We start from the raw sequence: 16559 nt of genomic DNA, 5'->3' as shown, positions 1-16559 counted from the left end.
ACCGGACGCGCGGCCACCGGTTGAGCGGTCACCCGGGGTGCCGACGCGACCGCAGCGGGACCCGGATCCTTCGCCGCCGCGCTGTCGGCGGGCTGCTGGCCGACCACCCAGATCAGCGCGCCGACCGCCGCGACGGCGATCGCCGTCGAGACGCCCGCGACGATCCGCGACGGGGTCAGCTGCTGCCGGACCCGGCCGGTGAGCGGCGTCGCCTGCCGGATCGGCTCGGTTGCCTCGTCGTCCATCTGCTACCTCGACTCGTTGCGATCGGTCGTGCCCCGGGGTCGCGTGGGACGACACCGCACTCGGCAACGTATCACCGCCGAGGGCTGGGTGGACACCTCCATTTCCTTGAATCCGCAAATTCCTCGGCGCGTCCGCACCGCACTCGACCCGCACCGGCGAGTACAGCAAAAGCAAAGCGGCGCCCACCCTTTCGGGTGAGCGCCGCTAAGAGGCTTCCGATCGTCAGTAGGCGAACTACTTGATGATCTTGGTGACCCGGCCGGCGCCGACGGTGCGGCCACCCTCACGGATCGCGAAGCGCAGGCCGTCGTCCATGGCGACCGGCTGGATCAGCTTGACGCTGATGTCGGTGTTGTCACCGGGCATCACCATCTCGGTGCCCTCGGGCAGGGTCACCACACCGGTCACGTCCGTGGTCCGGAAGTAGAACTGCGGACGGTAGTTGTTGAAGAACGGCGTGTGCCGGCCGCCCTCGTCCTTGGACAGGATGTAGACCTGGCCCTCGAAGTCGGTGTGCGGCGTGGTGGTGCCGGGCTTCACGACGACCTGGCCGCGCTCGACGTCCTCGCGCTTGATGCCACGCAGCAGCAGGCCGACGTTGTCACCGGCCTGACCCTGGTCGAGCAGCTTGCGGAACATCTCCACACCGGTGACCGTGGTCTTGGTGGTGGTCGTCTTGATGCCGACGATCTCCACTTCCTCGTTCACGTTGACCACGCCGCGCTCCACACGACCGGTGACCACGGTGCCGCGGCCGGTGATCGTGAAGACGTCCTCGACGGGCATCAGGAACGGCTTCTCGGTCTCGCGGACCGGGTCCGGGATGGACTCGTCGACGGCGGCCATCAGCTCGACGATCGACTCGACCCACTTCTCGTCGCCCTCGAGCGCCTTGAGCGCCGAGACGCGAACGACCGGGGCGTCCTCGTCGAAGTCCTGTGCGGCCAGCAGCTCGCGGACCTCCATCTCGACGAGCTCGATGAGCTCCTCGTCGTCGACGGCGTCGGCCTTGTTCAGGGCGACCAGGATGTAGGGCACGCCGACCTGGCGGGCCAGCAGCACGTGCTCACGCGTCTGCGGCATCGGACCGTCGGTCGCGGCGACCACGAGGATCGCGCCGTCCATCTGGGCGGCACCGGTGATCATGTTCTTGATGTAGTCCGCGTGGCCGGGAGCGTCCACGTGCGCATAGTGGCGCTTCTCGGTCTGGTACTCCACGTGGGAGATGTTGATCGTGATACCGCGCTGCCGCTCTTCAGGCGCATTGTCGATCTGGTCGAATGCGCGCGACTCGTTCAAATCGGGATACTTGTCGTGCAGAACCTTGGTGATTGCTGCAGTAAGCGTCGTCTTGCCGTGGTCAACGTGACCGATGGTCCCGATGTTGACGTGCGGCTTCGTCCGCTCGAACTTCGCCTTCGCCACTTCTGTGTCCTCCTGGACTTGTTGGTGCTTTGGTTAAAGCAGGTGTGTTGATGTGTTCAGTTGTGTGGTCTGCGACGCTACCGGCTTGCGGCCGGCAACCTCCGCGGGGCTACTGACCGGTCGCCTTCGCGATGATCTCCTTCGACACGTTCGCCGGAACCTCGGCGTACGAGTCGAACACCATGGAGTAGTTCGCCCGGCCCTGGGTCTTCGACCGCAGGTCGCCGACATAGCCGAACATCTCCGACAGCGGCACTTGCGCCTTCACGACGCGCGCACCGGAGCGCTCCTCCATGGCCTGGATCTGACCACGGCGGGAGTTCAGGTCGCCGATCACCTCACCCATGTAGTCCTCGGGCGTGGTCACCTCGACCGCCATGATCGGCTCGAGAATCGTCGGCTGTGCAGCCTGGGCCGCCTTCTTGAGCACCTGCGAGCCGGCGACCTTGAAGGCCATTTCCGACGAGTCGACCTCGTGGTAGGCGCCGTCGAGCAGCGTCACCTTCAGGTTGACCAGCGGGTAGCCGGCCAGCACGCCGTACTGCATGGCGTCCTGGGCGCCCGCGTCCACCGACGGGATGTACTCGCGGGGGATGCGGCCACCGGTGACCTTGTTCTCGAACTCGTAGGTGGCACCGTCCTCGCCGGTGAACGGCTCGATGGAGATGAGCACCTTCGCGAACTGGCCGGAGCCACCCGTCTGCTTCTTGTGGGTGAACTCGACCTTGTCGACCGCGCGCTTGATGGTCTCCTTGTAGGCGACCTGCGGCTTGCCGACGTTGGCCTCGACCTTGAACTCGCGCTTCATGCGGTCGACCAGGATGTCGAGGTGCAGCTCGCCCATGCCGCCGATGACGGTCTGGCCGGTCTCCTGATCCAGGTGCACCTTGAAGGTCGGATCCTCCTCGGCCAGCTTCTGGATCGCGGTGCCCAGCTTCTCTTGGTCGCTCTTGGTCTTGGGCTCGATGGCCACCTCGATCACCGGATCGGGGAAGGTCATCGACTCGAGCACGACCTGGTGATTCGAATCGCTCAGGGTGTCACCGGTGGTGGTGTCCTTGAGGCCGATCACCGCGTAGATGTGCCCGGCGGACGCCGTCTCGACCGGGTTCTCCTTGTTGGAGTGCATCTGGAACAGCTTGCCCAGCCGCTCCTTCTTGCCCTTGGTCGCGTTGATGACCTGCGAGCCGGAGTCGACCTTGCCCGAGTACACCCGGACGTAGGTCAGCTTGCCGAAGAACGGGTGCGTGGCGACCTTGAAGGCCAGCCCGGAGAACGGCTCCTCGGTGGACGGCTTGCGGACGATCTCCTCGTCCTCCTTGCCGGGCGCGTGGCCGACGGCAGGCGGGACGTCCAGTGGCGACGGCAGGTAGTCGATCACCGCGTCGAGCATGGGCTGCACGCCCTTGTTCTTGAACGCGCTGCCGCACAGCACCAGGTAGGCCTGCGAGCTGATGGTCAGCTTGCGCAGTGCACCCTTGACCTCGTCGATCGACAGTTCCTCGCCACCGAAATACTTCTCGAGCAGCGCCTCGTCGGTCTCGGCGACGGCCTCGAGCAGCTTGGTGCGGTACTCGTCGGCCCGCTCCTGGAGATCGGCAGGGATGTCGATGGTCTCGTAGGTCTCACCGAGCTTGGTCTCGCCACGCCACACCTTGGCGTTCATCTCGACCAGGTCGACGACGCCCTCGAACTCGCCCTCGGAGCCGATCGGGATCTGGATCGGGATCACGTTGGCGCCGAGGCGGTCCTCCATGGTCTTGACCGAGAAGTAGAAGTCCGCGCCGATCTTGTCCATCTTGTTGACGAAGCAGATGCGGGGAACGTCGTACTTGTCGGCCTGGCGCCAGACCTGCTCGGACTGGGGCTCCACGCCCTCCTTGCCGTCGAAGACGGCCACGGCACCGTCGAGCACGCGCAGGCTGCGCTCCACCTCGACGGTGAAGTCGACGTGCCCGGGGGTGTCGATGATGTTGATCTGGTTGTCTTTCCAGAAGCAGGTGGTGGCCGCGGAGGTGATGGTGATCCCCCGCTCCTGCTCCTGCTCCATCCAGTCCATGGTGGCGGCGCCGTCGTGCACCTCACCGATCTTGTAGCTGATACCGGTGTAGTAGAGGATGCGCTCGGTCGTCGTCGTCTTACCGGCGTCGATGTGCGCCATGATGCCGATGTTGCGGACCTTGGTCAGGTCGGTCAACACGTCCTTCTGTGCCACAGAAGTCTTCTCTTTCGCTTGCGTGGTGGGTGTCTGTTCAGTGCGCCGGACCGCATCGCTGCCGCCCGGGGGCGGCTCCGGAGTGCCGCCGGCGCGTTAGGTCACCAGCGGTAGTGCGCGAAGGCCCGGTTCGCCTCGGCCATCTTGTGGGTGTCTTCCCGTCGCTTGACGGCGGCACCCAGGCCGTTGCTGGCGTCGAGGATCTCGTTCGCCAGGCGCTCGACCATGGTCTTCTCACGACGCTGCTTGGAGAAGCTGACCAGCCAGCGCAGCGCCAGCGTGACCGACCGCTCCGGCCGGACCTCGACGGGCACCTGGTAGGTGGCGCCACCGACGCGACGGCTGCGGACCTCGAGTGCGGGCTTGACGTTGTCCATCGCCCGCTTGAGGGTGACCACAGGATCGGTGCCGGTCTTGTCGCGAGCCTGTTCGAGCGCACCATAAACAATGCGTTCTGCCAGCGATTTCTTCCCGTCCAGCAGCACCTTGTTGACCAGCTGGGTGACCAGCTGCGACCCGTAGACCGGGTCGTTGACCAACGGACGCTTGGGCGCGGGTCCCTTGCGTGGCATCAGCTCTTCTCCTTCTTGGCGCCGTAACGGCTGCGGGCCTGCTTGCGGTTCTTCACGCCCTGGGTGTCGAGCGAGCCGCGGATGATCTTGTAACGCACACCCGGAAGGTCCTTCACACGACCGCCGCGCACCAGCACCATCGAGTGCTCCTGCAGGTTGTGGCCCTCACCCGGGATGTAGGCGGTGACCTCGACCGCGCTGGTCAGCTTGACGCGCGCGACCTTCCGAAGCGCCGAGTTCGGCTTCTTCGGGGTGGTCGTGTACACGCGGGTGCACACGCCGCGGCGCTGCGGGCTGCCCTTGAGGGCCGCGGTCTTGACCTTGGCGATCTTGTCGCGGCGACCCTTGCGGACCAGCTGGTTGATGGTTGGCATGTACCGGCTTCCTGTGTTCGTTCTCGGTTCGATCTCAGTGCTTCGTTTTCAAGTCTCTGTACTGCAGTTTCGCCACGCTCGCCCACCCCGCGACCGGGCGTGTCGCACGCGCTCGCACCGGAGGGATTCCGATGCGTGTTAGACATGCGAATTGGCCCGGCGTGCGGGCATGCGAACACCGCATGCGCCTCTATGGGCCAGGCACGGTCTCCCACGATACCAGGGTGGCCCGCGCCGAACCAAAACGTGTCCGGAGCCCCCGCATCAGCGGGATCTTCGCGAACGCCGCGGCCTTACCGCAGGTCAGCGCCTACCCCGGAGCGGAGCTCCATTCCGGAGGCCAGCCGCAGCACCATGTCGGTGAACACGGTGTCGGTGTCGATGCCGCGCATGACGCCCGTCATCTCCAACAGTACGAAGCCGTGCATCGCCGACCAGAACTCCAGTGCGGCGTAGAACGCGTCCTCGCCTTCGAGGCCGTAGGACGCCAGCACCTCGATCACCGGGGCGGCGGCCGCCCTGGTCGCCTCGGTGAACTCCGGGTCGTCGCCGCCGAGCGGCATCCGGGTGAAGGCGGAGTACCGGCCGGGGTGGTGGTGGGCGTAGCTGCGGTAGGCGCTCGCCATCGCCATCACGGCGTCGTCGCGGGTGCGGCCCTGACCGACGGTGTTGAGCATGTCGATGATGTCGCCGACCACCCGCATCCGGACCGTGCGCCGCAGGTCGTCGAGGCTGTGCACGTGGTTGTACAGCGACGGCCCCTTGGTGCCGAGCTGGTTGGCGAGGGCGTTGATGGTCAGTGAGTCCCAGCCGTCGCGGTCCAGGAATGTCAGCGCCGCGTTGACGATGGCGTCGCGGCTCAGCCGCGCGGCGCGGGCCGGCGGGCGCGATCGGCCGCCCGCCGATTGCGGTTCCGGCCGACCTGCCATCTGTTTCAATCCCCTCCGACTCGCATGCGGCCCCGCAAAAGGGGGCAGCGCGAAACTAACACCTCTAGTTTCGACTGGTCAGTTGACTCGCTGCTGGCTGAGCTCGGCGAGTCGCTCGGTGATCTCGCACAGGTCGGGCAGCGTGGCCGGGTTCATGGTCTGGATCGACCAGGTGATGACGTCCCTGCCCTTGGCCACGTAGATGCTGCAGGCGTTGTCGTCGGCGGCCCGGAAGCCCTTGTTGCCGTCGAGCGTCAACTCGGTCAGGGTGCGGCCGGCGCGCTGTTCGAGGGTGCGCTCGGTGTCCATGTCGCTGCCCCGGTACCACCAGGTGGAGATGCCCATCCCGACGCCGAAGGTGCCGATCACCGAGTTCTCCTGCCAGAAGCAGCCGGCATCGCCCTCGACCACCTTGGTGAACAGCGACGCCCCTGTCGCCTCGGTGACGTCGGCGTCGGTGACGCCGTTGCACGCACCGCCGCGGAAGCCGCCGTCGGTGGAGGTCGGCGACGCGGCGGGCGGGTCGGCCTGCTCGGCGTCACCACAGCCGGTCAGTACGGCGGCGGCCAGCACCGCGACCGCGGCCGGCGCGGCCCACACCTTGGAGATCGTGGTCATGGTCGGCATCTCACATGTCCGACGACAGCGTGGCGGTGAGGAGTTTCTGGGCGTCCGTGCAGGGGTCGCCGTCGGCCTGGTCGCGCAGCTGCACCCACCAGCTCAGCACACCGGTGCCCGCGGCCGCGGTAGCCGAACAGGCCGCGCCGGTGGTGTCGCGGCGCGCGAGGAAGGCCTGGTGCCGCTCCACCAGGACGTCGGTGATGTCGGCATCGCGCTGTTCGGCCACCTGGCGCTCGCGGTCCAGCGTGCCGGTCTCGAACCACGAGTACGTGACGTCGAGCATCGCCGAGCCGCGGGACAGTACGTACTGGCACACCGCGCCGCTGTAGGGCCGCGTCACGTTCTCGGCGCCGAGCGTCTCCTGGATCGAGGTGTCCAACAGCAGCCCACAGCGGTCCTCGATGTAGCCGTAGCTGCGGTCGGGGTCCGGGACGCCGGGCATGGCCCGCTCGGCGCTGCCGGTCACGGTCTGCGCGCAGCCGGCGGCAACGGTCATCGCGGTGACCGCCGCAGCCGTCGCCGCCACAACAGGATTGACACGCCGTCGCATCGCACCAACACGCTACCCAGCGTGGACGCCGTACGCGACCCGGGCTTGCGGCGCTGCGCTCCACGGTGCCGCCCCGAAGCGGCGAAGCACTGCCGCGAACCACGGCGGGCGACGTACGCTTCCCCCATCGGGGTTCGGACAGCGGTGGGTGAAGCGAAGGGGACGGGCGTGGGAGCAGTCGCGGTGGGCCGGGTTCTGGCGTCATGCCTCGTCGTGATCCCGCTCGCGGTCGCGGCCGGTGGCGGCGTCGCACAGGCCAAGAACGGCGACACCCATATCAACGGGATAGGCGTCGAACGGACACTGGACTGCAACGACTCGACGCTGCACGTGATGGGCAGCGGCCACAAGATCACCGCGCTGGGCAGCTGCTGGGCGGTGACCGTGCAGGGTTCGGGCAACATCGTCGTCGCCGACAACGTCGTCAACGACATCACCGTCTACGGCTGGGACCAGACCGTCTTCTTCAAGAATGGCGAGCCCGTGCTGTGGGACCGCGGGCGCGAGCTGGGGATGACCAACCGCCTCAGCCGCGTGCCGGCCTGATAATTCTCATCACCTCTCGACGGGAGAAGCGAGGAATCATGCGCGCGTACTTCACCGGGCCCGCGGTGGCCACCGTCGCCGTGGCGGCAGCACTCGGACTGGCCGGCTGCGGTTCGGAGAGCTCGGACACCACCACACCGACGGCGACGGCAGGCAGTTCGGGCGCACAGGTCGAGATCGGCAACACCATCAACTACGGCTCGATCGGCAACACCGCCGACGTCGACTGCGCTGACGGGAAGTCACTCAACGTCGGCGGCTCGAACAACACGCTGACGGTGAAGGGCACCTGCTCGAACGTCAACATCGGCGGCACCGACAACACGATCAACTTCGAGCGGGTCGACAAGGAGATCAGCGTCGTCGGGCTGAACAACACGATCACCTATAAAGACGGCGAGCCGAAGATCAACGACACCGGGTCGAACAACAAGGTCGACAAGGGCTGACCTCGCGGCGGTCGCCGTCGACCACTCAGGCGCCTGCGCCGTGGCGGCCGGCGCCCGCGGCGAACCGGCCCGCGCCCTCGAGCGCCTCGTGCTTCACTCGGGAGATGCTGGCGAATTCGTAATCCATTGCGGCGGTTTCTGATTCGCCCCACTGGTGCAGCGCCGAAAGCCGGTCCGAGCGCATGCACTGCTGTGGCAGCGCGGCCAGTTCGGCGGCCAGTTCCTCAGCCCGCCTGCGCCCCTCGCCCTTCGGCACCACCCGGTTGGCGAGGCCGATCGCATACGCCTCATCGGCGGCGACGGCTCGCCCGGTCAGGATGAGGTCCATCGCCCGGCTATGGCCGATCAGCCGGGGCAGCCGGACGGTGCCGCCGTCGATCAGCGGCACTCCCCAGCGCCGGCAGAACACGCCCATCACGGCGTCCTGCTCGACCACCCGAAGGTCGCACCACAGCGCGAGTTCGAGCCCACCCGCGACGGCGTGACCGCTGATCGCCGCGATCACCGGCTTGCTCAACTCCATCCGTGTCGGCCCCATCGGCCCGGGCCCGGTGCGGTGCACGGGGTTGGCGTCCGGGGTGCCGAAGGCCTTGAGATCCGCGCCCGCGCAGAATGTTCCGTTGTCGCCACACAGCACTGCCACAGAGGCCGACTCGTCGCGGTCGAATTCGTCGAAGGCCGTGAACAGCGCCTCGGCGGTGGGCCTGTTGACCGCGTTGCGCGCCGCGGGCCGGTCGATGATGACCGTGGTGACCGGGCCGTCGCGCTCCACCCGTACCGGTGCTGTCATGGCTTCTCCTCAGTTCGGCGTTGCTTCGGTCACTGCGACGTCACCCCGGCGTCGTCACGGCGCGCGGCGAGTTCGGCGGCGAATTCCCGGTAGGCCACCCGCAGCGCGGCCCCCGGCCATCCGGCGGGCAGCAGTTCCGCGGGCAGCACCGGATCGGTCAGCAGATGCCGCACGATCGCGGCGGCCGCCACGAAGCGCGCGGGAACGTCTGCGGCCGCGCCGATCTCGTCGACCAGCCGGCGCCCGGTCGCCGACCAGGCGGGCAGGTCCCACAGCAGCGCGGCCAGGGCGCCGGGGTCGTCGTCGTGGGCACGCAGCACGCGGGTGCGTTCCCCGACCTCGGCGGGCAGGTCCACGTCGAGGTTGTCGGGACGGAGCCACACGCCTTCGCGTAGTTCGCCGAACCGGTTGTCGTGCAGGGTGCTGCGCAGCGCGGCGCGGGTCCGCGCGTCGGTGCCGACGCTCGTCACCACCAAGGTGGTCCACGCGCCGTCCCAGGGTCGCAACCGCGGATCGATCGCGGCGTCCTGGCGGCGCTGGCGGGCCAGCAGCCGGTCCGACAGCCGGTAGCCGTCCTCGGATCGCACCAGGTCGCCCGCGGTGACCATCCGGGTGAGCGCGACCCGCACGGTGGGCTCGCGGATGTCGAAATCGCCTGTCAGCCGCACGAGTTCGGCCGCGGTCGCCCAGGCCGGGTGGGCGCCCAGCAGCACGCTGAGCACCACGGACCGGGCAGTCATCCGCGACAGGCCGTCCGGCACGGTCAGACCCCGGAGGCCTTGCGGCCGTGATCGCCGAACGGTTCGTCGCGGTGGCGGACCGCCTCGCGGAATCCGTTGTCGCGGGCATCGGCGACGAACGCGTGCCCCTCGGGGGTGTGCCGGGCGATCCCGTCGAACACCGTGCTGACCATCCTGCTGGTGGCGATCCCCTGCTGCAGCAGGGCGCTGTTCATCGCGAGCTTGACCATGATGAGCTGGTTGACCGGCACCGCGGCGATCCGCTCGACGAGCCGTTCGGTGCGTTCGTCGAGATCCTGCGGGTCGGGCGCCTCCACGGCGAGGCCCCAGTCGGCTGCCTGCGCGCCGGTGATGCAGTCCCCGGTCAGCAGAAGGCGTTTGGCGCGCTGATCGCCGAGGCGATGTGCCCACATCCCGGCGGCAGGCACACCCCACACCCGGGTGGGCGGATAGCCGATCTTCGCGTCGGATGCGGCGATCACCTGATCGGCGTGCAGCGCGATGTCGGTGCCGCCCGCCACGCAGTAGCCGTGGATCTTCACCACGGTCGGCTTGTCGCAGTGCAGCAGGCTGGAGAAGCCACGGACGAAGCGGCTCATCATCTGGTAGTCGACCATCGGGTCCCACGGCTGGTCCGGCAGGTGGTTGACGGCCTGGGTTCTGCCCGAGAGCACCGTGTCGCGGTACGGGCTGCCGCCGCCGGCCGACGACGAGCCCTCGGCGTAGGCGCTGAGATCGAAACCGGCGCAGAACCCTTCGCCGCGACCGGACACCAGGATCACGTGCACCGCGGGGTCGAGGTCGGCCCGCTCGACGAGCGCGGAGAGTTCGAGCGGGGTGTCCGCGACGATCGCGTTGCCCTTCTCCGGCCGGTTGAAGGTGATGCGGGCGACGCGTCCGGTGACCTCGTAGGTCATGGTCTTGAGGTCGCCGAAGTCGACGGGCCTGATCGCGTGCGTCATCCCTTGACCATCGCACGCTCGAGGATCGGCGCGAGATCCAGTCCGGTGGGCAGCGTGCCGAAGGCGCCACCCCACTGCCCGCCGAGCCTGCTGGCCAGGAACGCCTCTGCCACGGCCGGATGGCCGTGACGCACCAGCAGTGCGCCCTGCAGCGCCAGCGCGATGTCCTCGGTGACCTTGCGGCCGCGGTACTGGATGCTCTCGAGATCGCCCAGGTCACGCTGCAGCGCGGCGACGTGCCGGTCCAGGCGTGGGTCGTGGCCGGCGGTACGGCCGAGCTCGTCGAACAGCACCTCGACGCTCTCGGGCCGGGTTGCCATGGCGCGCAACGTGTCCAGCGCGCTGACGTTGCCAGAGCCCTCCCAGATGCCCATCAGCGGGGCCTCGCGGTAGAGCCGCGGCATACCGGATTCCTCGACGTAGCCGTTGCCTCCGAGGCACTCCATCGCCTCCGCGGCGTGCGGCGTCGCGCGCTTGCACACCCAGTACTTGGCGGCGGCCAGACCGATGCGCCGCAGCAGCGTCTCGCGTCGGTCACCGCGCACCGCGTGATCGGTGGCGCCGGCCATCCGCATGGCCAGCATGGTGGCGGCCTCGGCCTCGACGGCCAGGTCGGCGAGCACGTTGCGCATCAGCGGCTGGTCGATCAGGTACGCGCCGAACGCCTTCCGGTGCTGGGCGTGGTGGATGGCGCGGGTCAGGCCGGTGCGCATGCTGGTGGCGCTGCCCAGGGTGCAGTCAAGCCGCGTCAGGTTGACCATCTCGATGATGGTCGGCACGCCGCGGCCCTCCTCGCCGACCAGCCAGGCGGTCGCACCGTCGTATTCGACCTCGCTCGACGCATTGGCGTGGTTGCCGAGTTTGTCCTTGAGCCGCTGCAGGAACATTCGGTTGCGCGTGCCGTCGGGCAGGATCCGCGGCAGGAAGAAGCAGGACAATCCGTTGGGAGCCTGCGCGAGCACCAAGAACACATCACACATCGGCGCAGAGGTGAACCACTTGTGGCCGCGCAGCGAGTAGGTGCCGTCACCGTTGGGCGTCGCCTCGGTGGTGCCGGCACGCACGTCGGAGCCGCCCTGCTTCTCGGTCATCGACATGCCGGCGGTGATGCCGGCCTTGGCGGTCGGCAGCGTCAGCTCGGGGTCGTAGACCCTGCTGGTCAGGAGCGGCTCGTAGACCGCGGCCAGTTCGGGGTTGAACCGCAGCGCGGGCACCACCGCGTAGGTCATCGAGATCGGGCAGATGTGGCCGGGTTCGGGCGTCCACACCGAGGTCTTCGCCGCACGCACGACATGCGCGCCGGGGCGGTCGTCGGCCCAGGGTGCGGCGTGCAGGCCGTGGCCCACCGCGACGGTCATCAACTCGTGGTAAGCCGGGTCGTACTCGACCTCGTCGACACGGTGGCCGTACCGGTCGTGGGTGTGCAGCACCGGACGGTTCCGGTCGGCCAGTTCACCCCAACGCTGCGCCCGGGCGGTGCCCGAGAGCGCGCCGAGTTCGGTCACCTCGTCGACACCCCACTCTCCGCCCTCGCGGATCAGGGCCTCCTGGAGCACCGGCGCGCCCGCGGGATTGTGGTCTAGCAGTGGTGGCACCTGATTGGTGACGACGTGCGTATCTGCCATGCCCCGATATTACAGTTTCACGACAGTCGCACAATAGCCGTAACACGCTTACTTGGCGCGACCGCGCGCCGTCGTCGACTGGTCGGCCGATCGGACGCTGTTGAGCACCGACTGACCCTGCTGGTCGATGAGTCTGGTGAAGATCTGCTGGGCGTACCCGAACACCAGTCCCCAGGCGAGGATCTGGGCGGACGTGTCGAGTGCGTTGAGGCCGGGCACGAACTGCCCGCGCATCAGCAAGAGGCCGAGGAACGCGGTGAGCGCGCCGGTCGGCAGCTTGAGCGCCGCCAGCGCGACCGGGATGCCGTACCGCTCGGACGAGCCCTTCACGTGGCTGATGGCGGCCGCGGATGCGATCGCGGCGGCGGTCAGACCGATGAGTTCGACGACGATCAGGTCCCATCGGGTGGTGGTTCTCGCCACCATCTCATCGATGTCCACGCCGTTCGGCACTCCCGGCTGCTGCGCGGCGAACGGCGGCGACTGATTGGTCGGACACACCACCGTGACCTCGTTGGTCTCCTCGGGCGAGAAGCAGAGCGGGATCAGATTCTGGGCGAAGACGCCGATGAGCGCCACCCCGATCGCCAGCAGCGTCAGCAGTACCGTCGTGACCACCACGATGTTGCGGAAGCTGCGCAGCCGCAGGTCTTCTCGCAGCGCCTCCGAACTCGCCGCGCGGACGGTGGTGACGATCTTGTTGCGGTCCTCGCTGAACGGCTGCGGTCGGTCCCCGGCGCCTGCGGCCCGGACGGCGCTCAGTTGCTCGGCGATCCGCTCGACCTCCTGCCTGCCCGGGTCGGACGTCCGGAGGTGGCGTTGCACGTGCCGCAGCAGCGACGGCATCTGCCCGGCGACGTAGCTGGCCGGCGCGAGGTTCAGCAACTGCGCCTCCGCCGCGTCGAGGTTGCTCATCGCCCGCTCGAGCAAGGGCCCGTTGCGGCGCGGCCGCCACCGCTTCCCGTCATCGGGCGATCTGCCCTCCGCGGCGTCCCGCGCCGCGCGCAGGTGACACTTGATGGCCTCGGCGAGCAGTCCGTCGACCGGCCCCGTGGCGTTCAGCATCATCCAATCGCACAGCGTCTCGAGTTCGTAGGCCCTGGTCAGGGTTCCTTCACGCCAGCTGACACGGACCGGACCACCGACCCGGCGAAGCACATCGATGTCCGGCGCCGGGATCGGCACGGCCGAGATGGCGGTCATCGGGTCACGGCAGGAACGAGACGACGGCGTTGTTTCCGCCACGGCAGGTGATGACGCCGTCGCGGCTCTGCACGCACGCCATGGTGTACGTCTGATGCGTCGCGGGGCTGAAGGCCTGGATCTCGCCTTCGACGAACGGCGCGCTGAACCACGCTGCCCGCACATTCGCGGCGAACTCACACGAGGTGCTCGGGCTGACGAACAGCCCGTCGCCGCACGTCTTGTCCTCGCCGTTGTGCAATGTGAGGCCCAGCCGGACCAGCACCTCGGGGCCGGCGACCCCGTCGTCGTCGAGTCCGGACCGGCGCTCGAACTCGCGCACCACGGCCTCGGTCTTCGGGCCGAAGTCGCCGTCGGTGGCGAGTCTCGAATAAGCCGGGTAATCGCGATTGAACCGAGCCTGCATCTGCCGGACGTCCTCGCCCCGGTCGCCGATGCGCAGAACCGTCGCCGTGATGGTCATGATGTGCTCCCCCGTGTGGTGTCGAACTGTATGGGGGGAGCGTAAATTCGGCGCGACCGGAGAAGGCGGGTAGTCGCCTACCCCTTTGCCTGTGACGACGAATTCATTTCGCGTGCGGCCCGCCATGCGTCGAAGCGGTTGAGGGCGAAGATCACCAGCGCGGCGAACGCCCAGCCGAGCAGGATGTCGACGACGTAGTGCTCAGCGGTGTAGACGAGTGTGAATGCCATGATCAGTACGTAGGCGACCAGCAGTGGCCGCCAGCCGCGGTGCACCCGGTGCCACAGGAACGCCGCGATGGCGGCCGTCATGCCGGCGTGCAGCGACGGGATGGCCGCCACCAGGTTCACGCTGGCCTGGCCGGCGTCGAGCAGGGCGGTGGCCGAGTGCAGGTCCAGCGCGCCCCAGCCGCGCCCGACGATTCGCTCCACCCAGGGGTGGGCGCCGTCCTGGCTGGACTGCATCGCTCCGAGCACGCCGCCGTCGGGCACACCGCGCGCCGACCGGAACATGCACCTCGGATCGGACGGCCCACCGGAGACGTCGGTGGCAGTGCAGCGCGCCGCGGCCCATGGCGGCGCGGCGGGGACGAGTACGTAGACGATCAGCGCGGCGAAGTTCAGGCCGACGAACATCCGCACGAACGCCTTCCATTCGTCCCGGTTGCGCAGCCACAGCACCGCCGCCACGACGTAGGGAAGGATGAAGAACGACATGTAGACCGAGCTGAGGACCACTTCCCACCACGGCGGCGTCGGCTGCTTGAGCTGTTCCTGTAGCCACACGGTCGGCATGGTTCCGAAGAACATCCACCGGTCCGCGTCGGCCGGCCAGTGCCACAGGGTGGGCCGGCCGACCAGCGTGGCCGCTCCCCTGCTCAGGTCGTAGGCCAGCAGCACCACCGCGAACGGCAACCAGTCGCGCAGGACGTAGAGCATCCGCCTGCCCCGGCCGATGCTCGCCGCCAGCAGACCGGTGGCGATGTAGAGCAGCAGCAGTTCCCGGTTGAAGGCGAAGCCGTCGGTCACCGTCCGGTACACCACGACGGCCGCCCAGACGACGACCGCCACCCAGCGCAGGATCCGGAGTCTCCGCGCGCGCAGATCGGGAGTGTCGTCGTCGTCGACGTGCGTCAGCGCAATCGACGACTGGTCGGTTGCGGTCACATAGGCCCTTCTGACGCCGGTCGGATTCCCGGCGACAGCCTAGTTAACCTTCGCGCCACCCGGCGTTCGAGGCGGGTTCGCTTATCGAAGTGTGATTCAGCCGACGTGTTCGCGCAGGAACGCGATGTCGTCCTTGCGGCCCTCGTCGGCGGTCTCGCAGATCACGGGCGCGTCGGCGGCCTTGACGACCGCGGCCAGCAGCTGCGGGTCGATCTGGCCGGTGCCGAAGTTGGCGTGCCGGTCGGCGCCCGAGCCCGCGGCGTCCCGCGAGTCGTTGCAGTGCACCAGGTCGATGTGGCCGGTGATGGCCTTGATCCGGTCGACGGCGTCGATCAGCGCCTCACCCGCCGCCCAGGCGTGGCAGGTGTCGAGGCAGAAGCCGATGCCCTTGTCGCCGATCCGGTCCCACAGCCGGGCGATGGTGTCGAAGTGGCGGGCCATCGCGTGGTCGCCGCCCGCGGTGTTCTCCAGGTACACCGCGACGTCGGTCTCGAGGTAGTCCAGCGCCTTGGCCCAGCGCTCGAAGCCGGCCTCCATGTCGTTGTCGTCGGCGTGGCCGCCGTGCACGATCACCGCGGTCGCGTTGATCTCCGCAGCCGCGTCGCAGGTGTCCTGCAGGATCTTGCGCGACGGGATCCGCACACGGTTGTTCGCCGATGCCACGTTGATCAGGTACGGCGCGTGCACGTACAGCGGGATGGTCGACGCCTTCAGCACATCGGCGTCCTCACGCGGCTTCGGTTTCTTCCAGCTCTGCGGGTTGCCGAGGAAGAACTGCACCGCGTCGGCGCCGTCGGCCTGGGCGTCTGCGAGCGGATCGTCACCGTGGACATGGGAACCGATAAGCACGGAGGCCAGTCTAGGCGCGGGGTCCGACGCTCCCCGTTGCCGAGTAGCCGCGAGCGCTAGCCGAGCCGTGCGGTCACCCTCGCCAGCACCTGCTCCGCCGCGCCGTAGAACGCGCCGAGGTGCGTCTGCCCGGGGATCTCGTCGAGCGTCGCACCCACCGCGGCGACGTCGGCGCGCACGTGCGGCACGATCCAGTCCCGGGAGCCGACGTAGTAGATCGCCGGACAGGTGACCGACGCGGGGTCGACGTAGCGGGTGGGGGTCATCGATCCGGCGACGGCCGCCGCCACCGCCTGCGCGTCGTTGTCGGCCTCCATCATCGCCATGAACGCGGCGTCGGTCACCCCGAAGGCCCGCCACACCGCCGCCCAGTCACCCGCGCGCAGATGCTCCGCCAGCGGCGTCAGCGTGCGGGTGACCTCGTCGCGGTAGGCGTGCATGGCGAAGCCTCCGACCACCAGCCCCTCGACCCGCGCGGGGTGGTGGCTCGCCATGCTGCAGGCCAGCCACCCGCCCCTCGAGTACCCCCAGCACGTCGCCCGGTCGACGCCTTCGGCGTCGAGCACCGCGACAAGGTCGGCGGTCACGCCGTCCGCTCGATAGTCGTCGGGATCGTGCGGCCGGTCGCTTCCGCCGTGACCGAGCGGGTCGACGTTGATCACCCGCCGGCCGCCGGCGAGTGCGGCCACGTAGCCGGCGTCCGCCCAGTGCCGGGCCGCCATCATCGTCCCCGCCACGAGCATCAACGGTGGGCCGTCGCCGGTCACGGTGTAGTGGATCCCGAATCCGCGCGACGTCGTCCGCATGGCGTCGAGTGTCGCCGCGTCGCACCCG

18 protein-coding genes and 1 pseudogene are annotated in these 16559 nt (G+C 68.6%); 2 read left to right on the top strand and 17 right to left on the bottom strand.

Annotation, left to right across the window (positions count from 1 at the left end; all coding sequences use genetic code 11):
* The 8 genes and pseudogenes from Q2100_RS02875 to Q2100_RS02840 all read right to left on the bottom strand — a co-directional run.
* Window positions 1-245: pseudogene (locus Q2100_RS02875) on the bottom strand (hypothetical protein); the annotation flags it as partial.
* 235 nt (window positions 246-480) lie between these two features.
* On the bottom strand, window positions 481-1671 hold the full coding sequence (gene tuf / locus Q2100_RS02870; RefSeq protein ID WP_264011645.1) for an elongation factor Tu: 1191 nt from the start codon (window positions 1669-1671) through the stop codon (window positions 481-483).
* A gap of 109 nt (window positions 1672-1780) precedes the next feature.
* Window positions 1781-3886 (bottom strand): elongation factor G, encoded by a 2106-nt coding sequence (fusA, locus tag Q2100_RS02865; RefSeq protein ID WP_264011646.1) that lies wholly within the window; start codon window positions 3884-3886, stop codon window positions 1781-1783.
* Window positions 3887-3987: 101 nt separating this feature from the next.
* Window positions 3988-4458 (bottom strand): 30S ribosomal protein S7, encoded by a 471-nt coding sequence (gene rpsG, locus Q2100_RS02860; protein WP_077077601.1) that lies wholly within the window; start codon window positions 4456-4458, stop codon window positions 3988-3990.
* A complete protein-coding gene (rpsL, locus tag Q2100_RS02855) occupies window positions 4458-4832 on the bottom strand; it encodes a 30S ribosomal protein S12 (RefSeq protein ID WP_135126427.1) in 375 nt (124 codons plus the stop codon). The genes rpsG and rpsL overlap by 1 nt, the downstream gene beginning before the upstream one ends.
* A 293-nt stretch (window positions 4833-5125) precedes the next feature.
* Window positions 5126-5761 carry a TetR/AcrR family transcriptional regulator gene (locus Q2100_RS02850; RefSeq protein WP_264011647.1) on the bottom strand — a complete coding sequence of 212 codons (636 nt, stop codon included), beginning with the start codon at window positions 5759-5761 and terminating at the stop codon, window positions 5126-5128.
* A gap of 78 nt (window positions 5762-5839) precedes the next feature.
* Window positions 5840-6379: a DUF3558 domain-containing protein gene (locus Q2100_RS02845; protein WP_302912788.1), complete on the bottom strand. Its 540-nt coding sequence runs from the start codon at window positions 6377-6379 to the stop codon at window positions 5840-5842.
* 10 nt (window positions 6380-6389) lie between these two features.
* The gene (locus Q2100_RS02840; RefSeq protein ID WP_264011649.1) at window positions 6390-6932 is read right to left on the bottom strand and encodes a DUF3558 domain-containing protein; all 543 of its coding nucleotides are present in this window, start codon (window positions 6930-6932) and stop codon (window positions 6390-6392) included.
* Window positions 6933-7100: 168 nt separating this feature from the next.
* Between Q2100_RS02840 and Q2100_RS02835 the strand changes: the two genes are divergently transcribed.
* A complete protein-coding gene (locus Q2100_RS02835) occupies window positions 7101-7478 on the top strand; it encodes a DUF3060 domain-containing protein (protein ID WP_269893680.1) in 378 nt (125 codons plus the stop codon).
* Window positions 7479-7516: 38 nt separating this feature from the next.
* A complete protein-coding gene (locus tag Q2100_RS02830; RefSeq protein WP_302912787.1) occupies window positions 7517-7927 on the top strand; it encodes a DUF3060 domain-containing protein in 411 nt (136 codons plus the stop codon).
* A gap of 25 nt (window positions 7928-7952) precedes the next feature.
* Here Q2100_RS02830 and Q2100_RS02825 read toward each other — a convergent pair whose 3' ends face one another.
* From Q2100_RS02825 to Q2100_RS02785, 9 genes are all read right to left on the bottom strand, one after another.
* Window positions 7953-8717, bottom strand: coding sequence for a crotonase/enoyl-CoA hydratase family protein (locus Q2100_RS02825; RefSeq protein ID WP_302912786.1), 765 nt, complete (start codon window positions 8715-8717; stop codon window positions 7953-7955).
* Between the two features lie 29 nt (window positions 8718-8746).
* Window positions 8747-9457 (bottom strand): PaaX family transcriptional regulator C-terminal domain-containing protein, encoded by a 711-nt coding sequence (locus Q2100_RS02820; RefSeq protein ID WP_302912785.1) that lies wholly within the window; start codon window positions 9455-9457, stop codon window positions 8747-8749.
* Between the two features lie 23 nt (window positions 9458-9480).
* On the bottom strand, window positions 9481-10419 hold the full coding sequence (locus Q2100_RS02815) for a crotonase/enoyl-CoA hydratase family protein (protein ID WP_302912784.1): 939 nt from the start codon (window positions 10417-10419) through the stop codon (window positions 9481-9483).
* Window positions 10416-12044: an acyl-CoA dehydrogenase family protein gene (locus Q2100_RS02810; RefSeq protein ID WP_302912783.1), complete on the bottom strand. Its 1629-nt coding sequence runs from the start codon at window positions 12042-12044 to the stop codon at window positions 10416-10418. The genes Q2100_RS02815 and Q2100_RS02810 overlap by 4 nt, the downstream gene beginning before the upstream one ends.
* 48 nt (window positions 12045-12092) lie before the next feature.
* Window positions 12093-13247, bottom strand: a complete 1155-nt coding sequence (locus Q2100_RS02805) for a hypothetical protein (protein WP_302912782.1) — start codon at window positions 13245-13247, stop codon at window positions 12093-12095.
* Window positions 13248-13251: 4 nt separating this feature from the next.
* The gene (locus Q2100_RS02800) at window positions 13252-13710 is read right to left on the bottom strand and encodes a peptidoglycan-binding domain-containing protein (protein WP_302912781.1); all 459 of its coding nucleotides are present in this window, start codon (window positions 13708-13710) and stop codon (window positions 13252-13254) included.
* 77 nt (window positions 13711-13787) lie between these two features.
* Window positions 13788-14876, bottom strand: coding sequence for a phosphatase PAP2 family protein (locus Q2100_RS02795; protein ID WP_302912780.1), 1089 nt, complete (start codon window positions 14874-14876; stop codon window positions 13788-13790).
* A gap of 96 nt (window positions 14877-14972) precedes the next feature.
* Complete coding sequence (locus Q2100_RS02790) at window positions 14973-15725, bottom strand: deoxyribonuclease IV (protein WP_264011659.1); 753 nt, start codon at window positions 15723-15725, stop codon at window positions 14973-14975.
* 56 nt (window positions 15726-15781) lie between these two features.
* Window positions 15782-16531 carry an alpha/beta fold hydrolase gene (locus Q2100_RS02785; protein WP_302912779.1) on the bottom strand — a complete coding sequence of 250 codons (750 nt, stop codon included), beginning with the start codon at window positions 16529-16531 and terminating at the stop codon, window positions 15782-15784.
* Window positions 16532-16559: the final 28 nt, after the last annotated feature.

The sequence above is a fragment of the Mycolicibacterium arseniciresistens genome (assembly GCF_030519285.1).
GTDB lineage: Bacteria > Actinomycetota > Actinomycetes > Mycobacteriales > Mycobacteriaceae > Mycobacterium > Mycobacterium arseniciresistens.
This window is presented reverse-complemented; position numbering and strand designations above follow the sequence as displayed.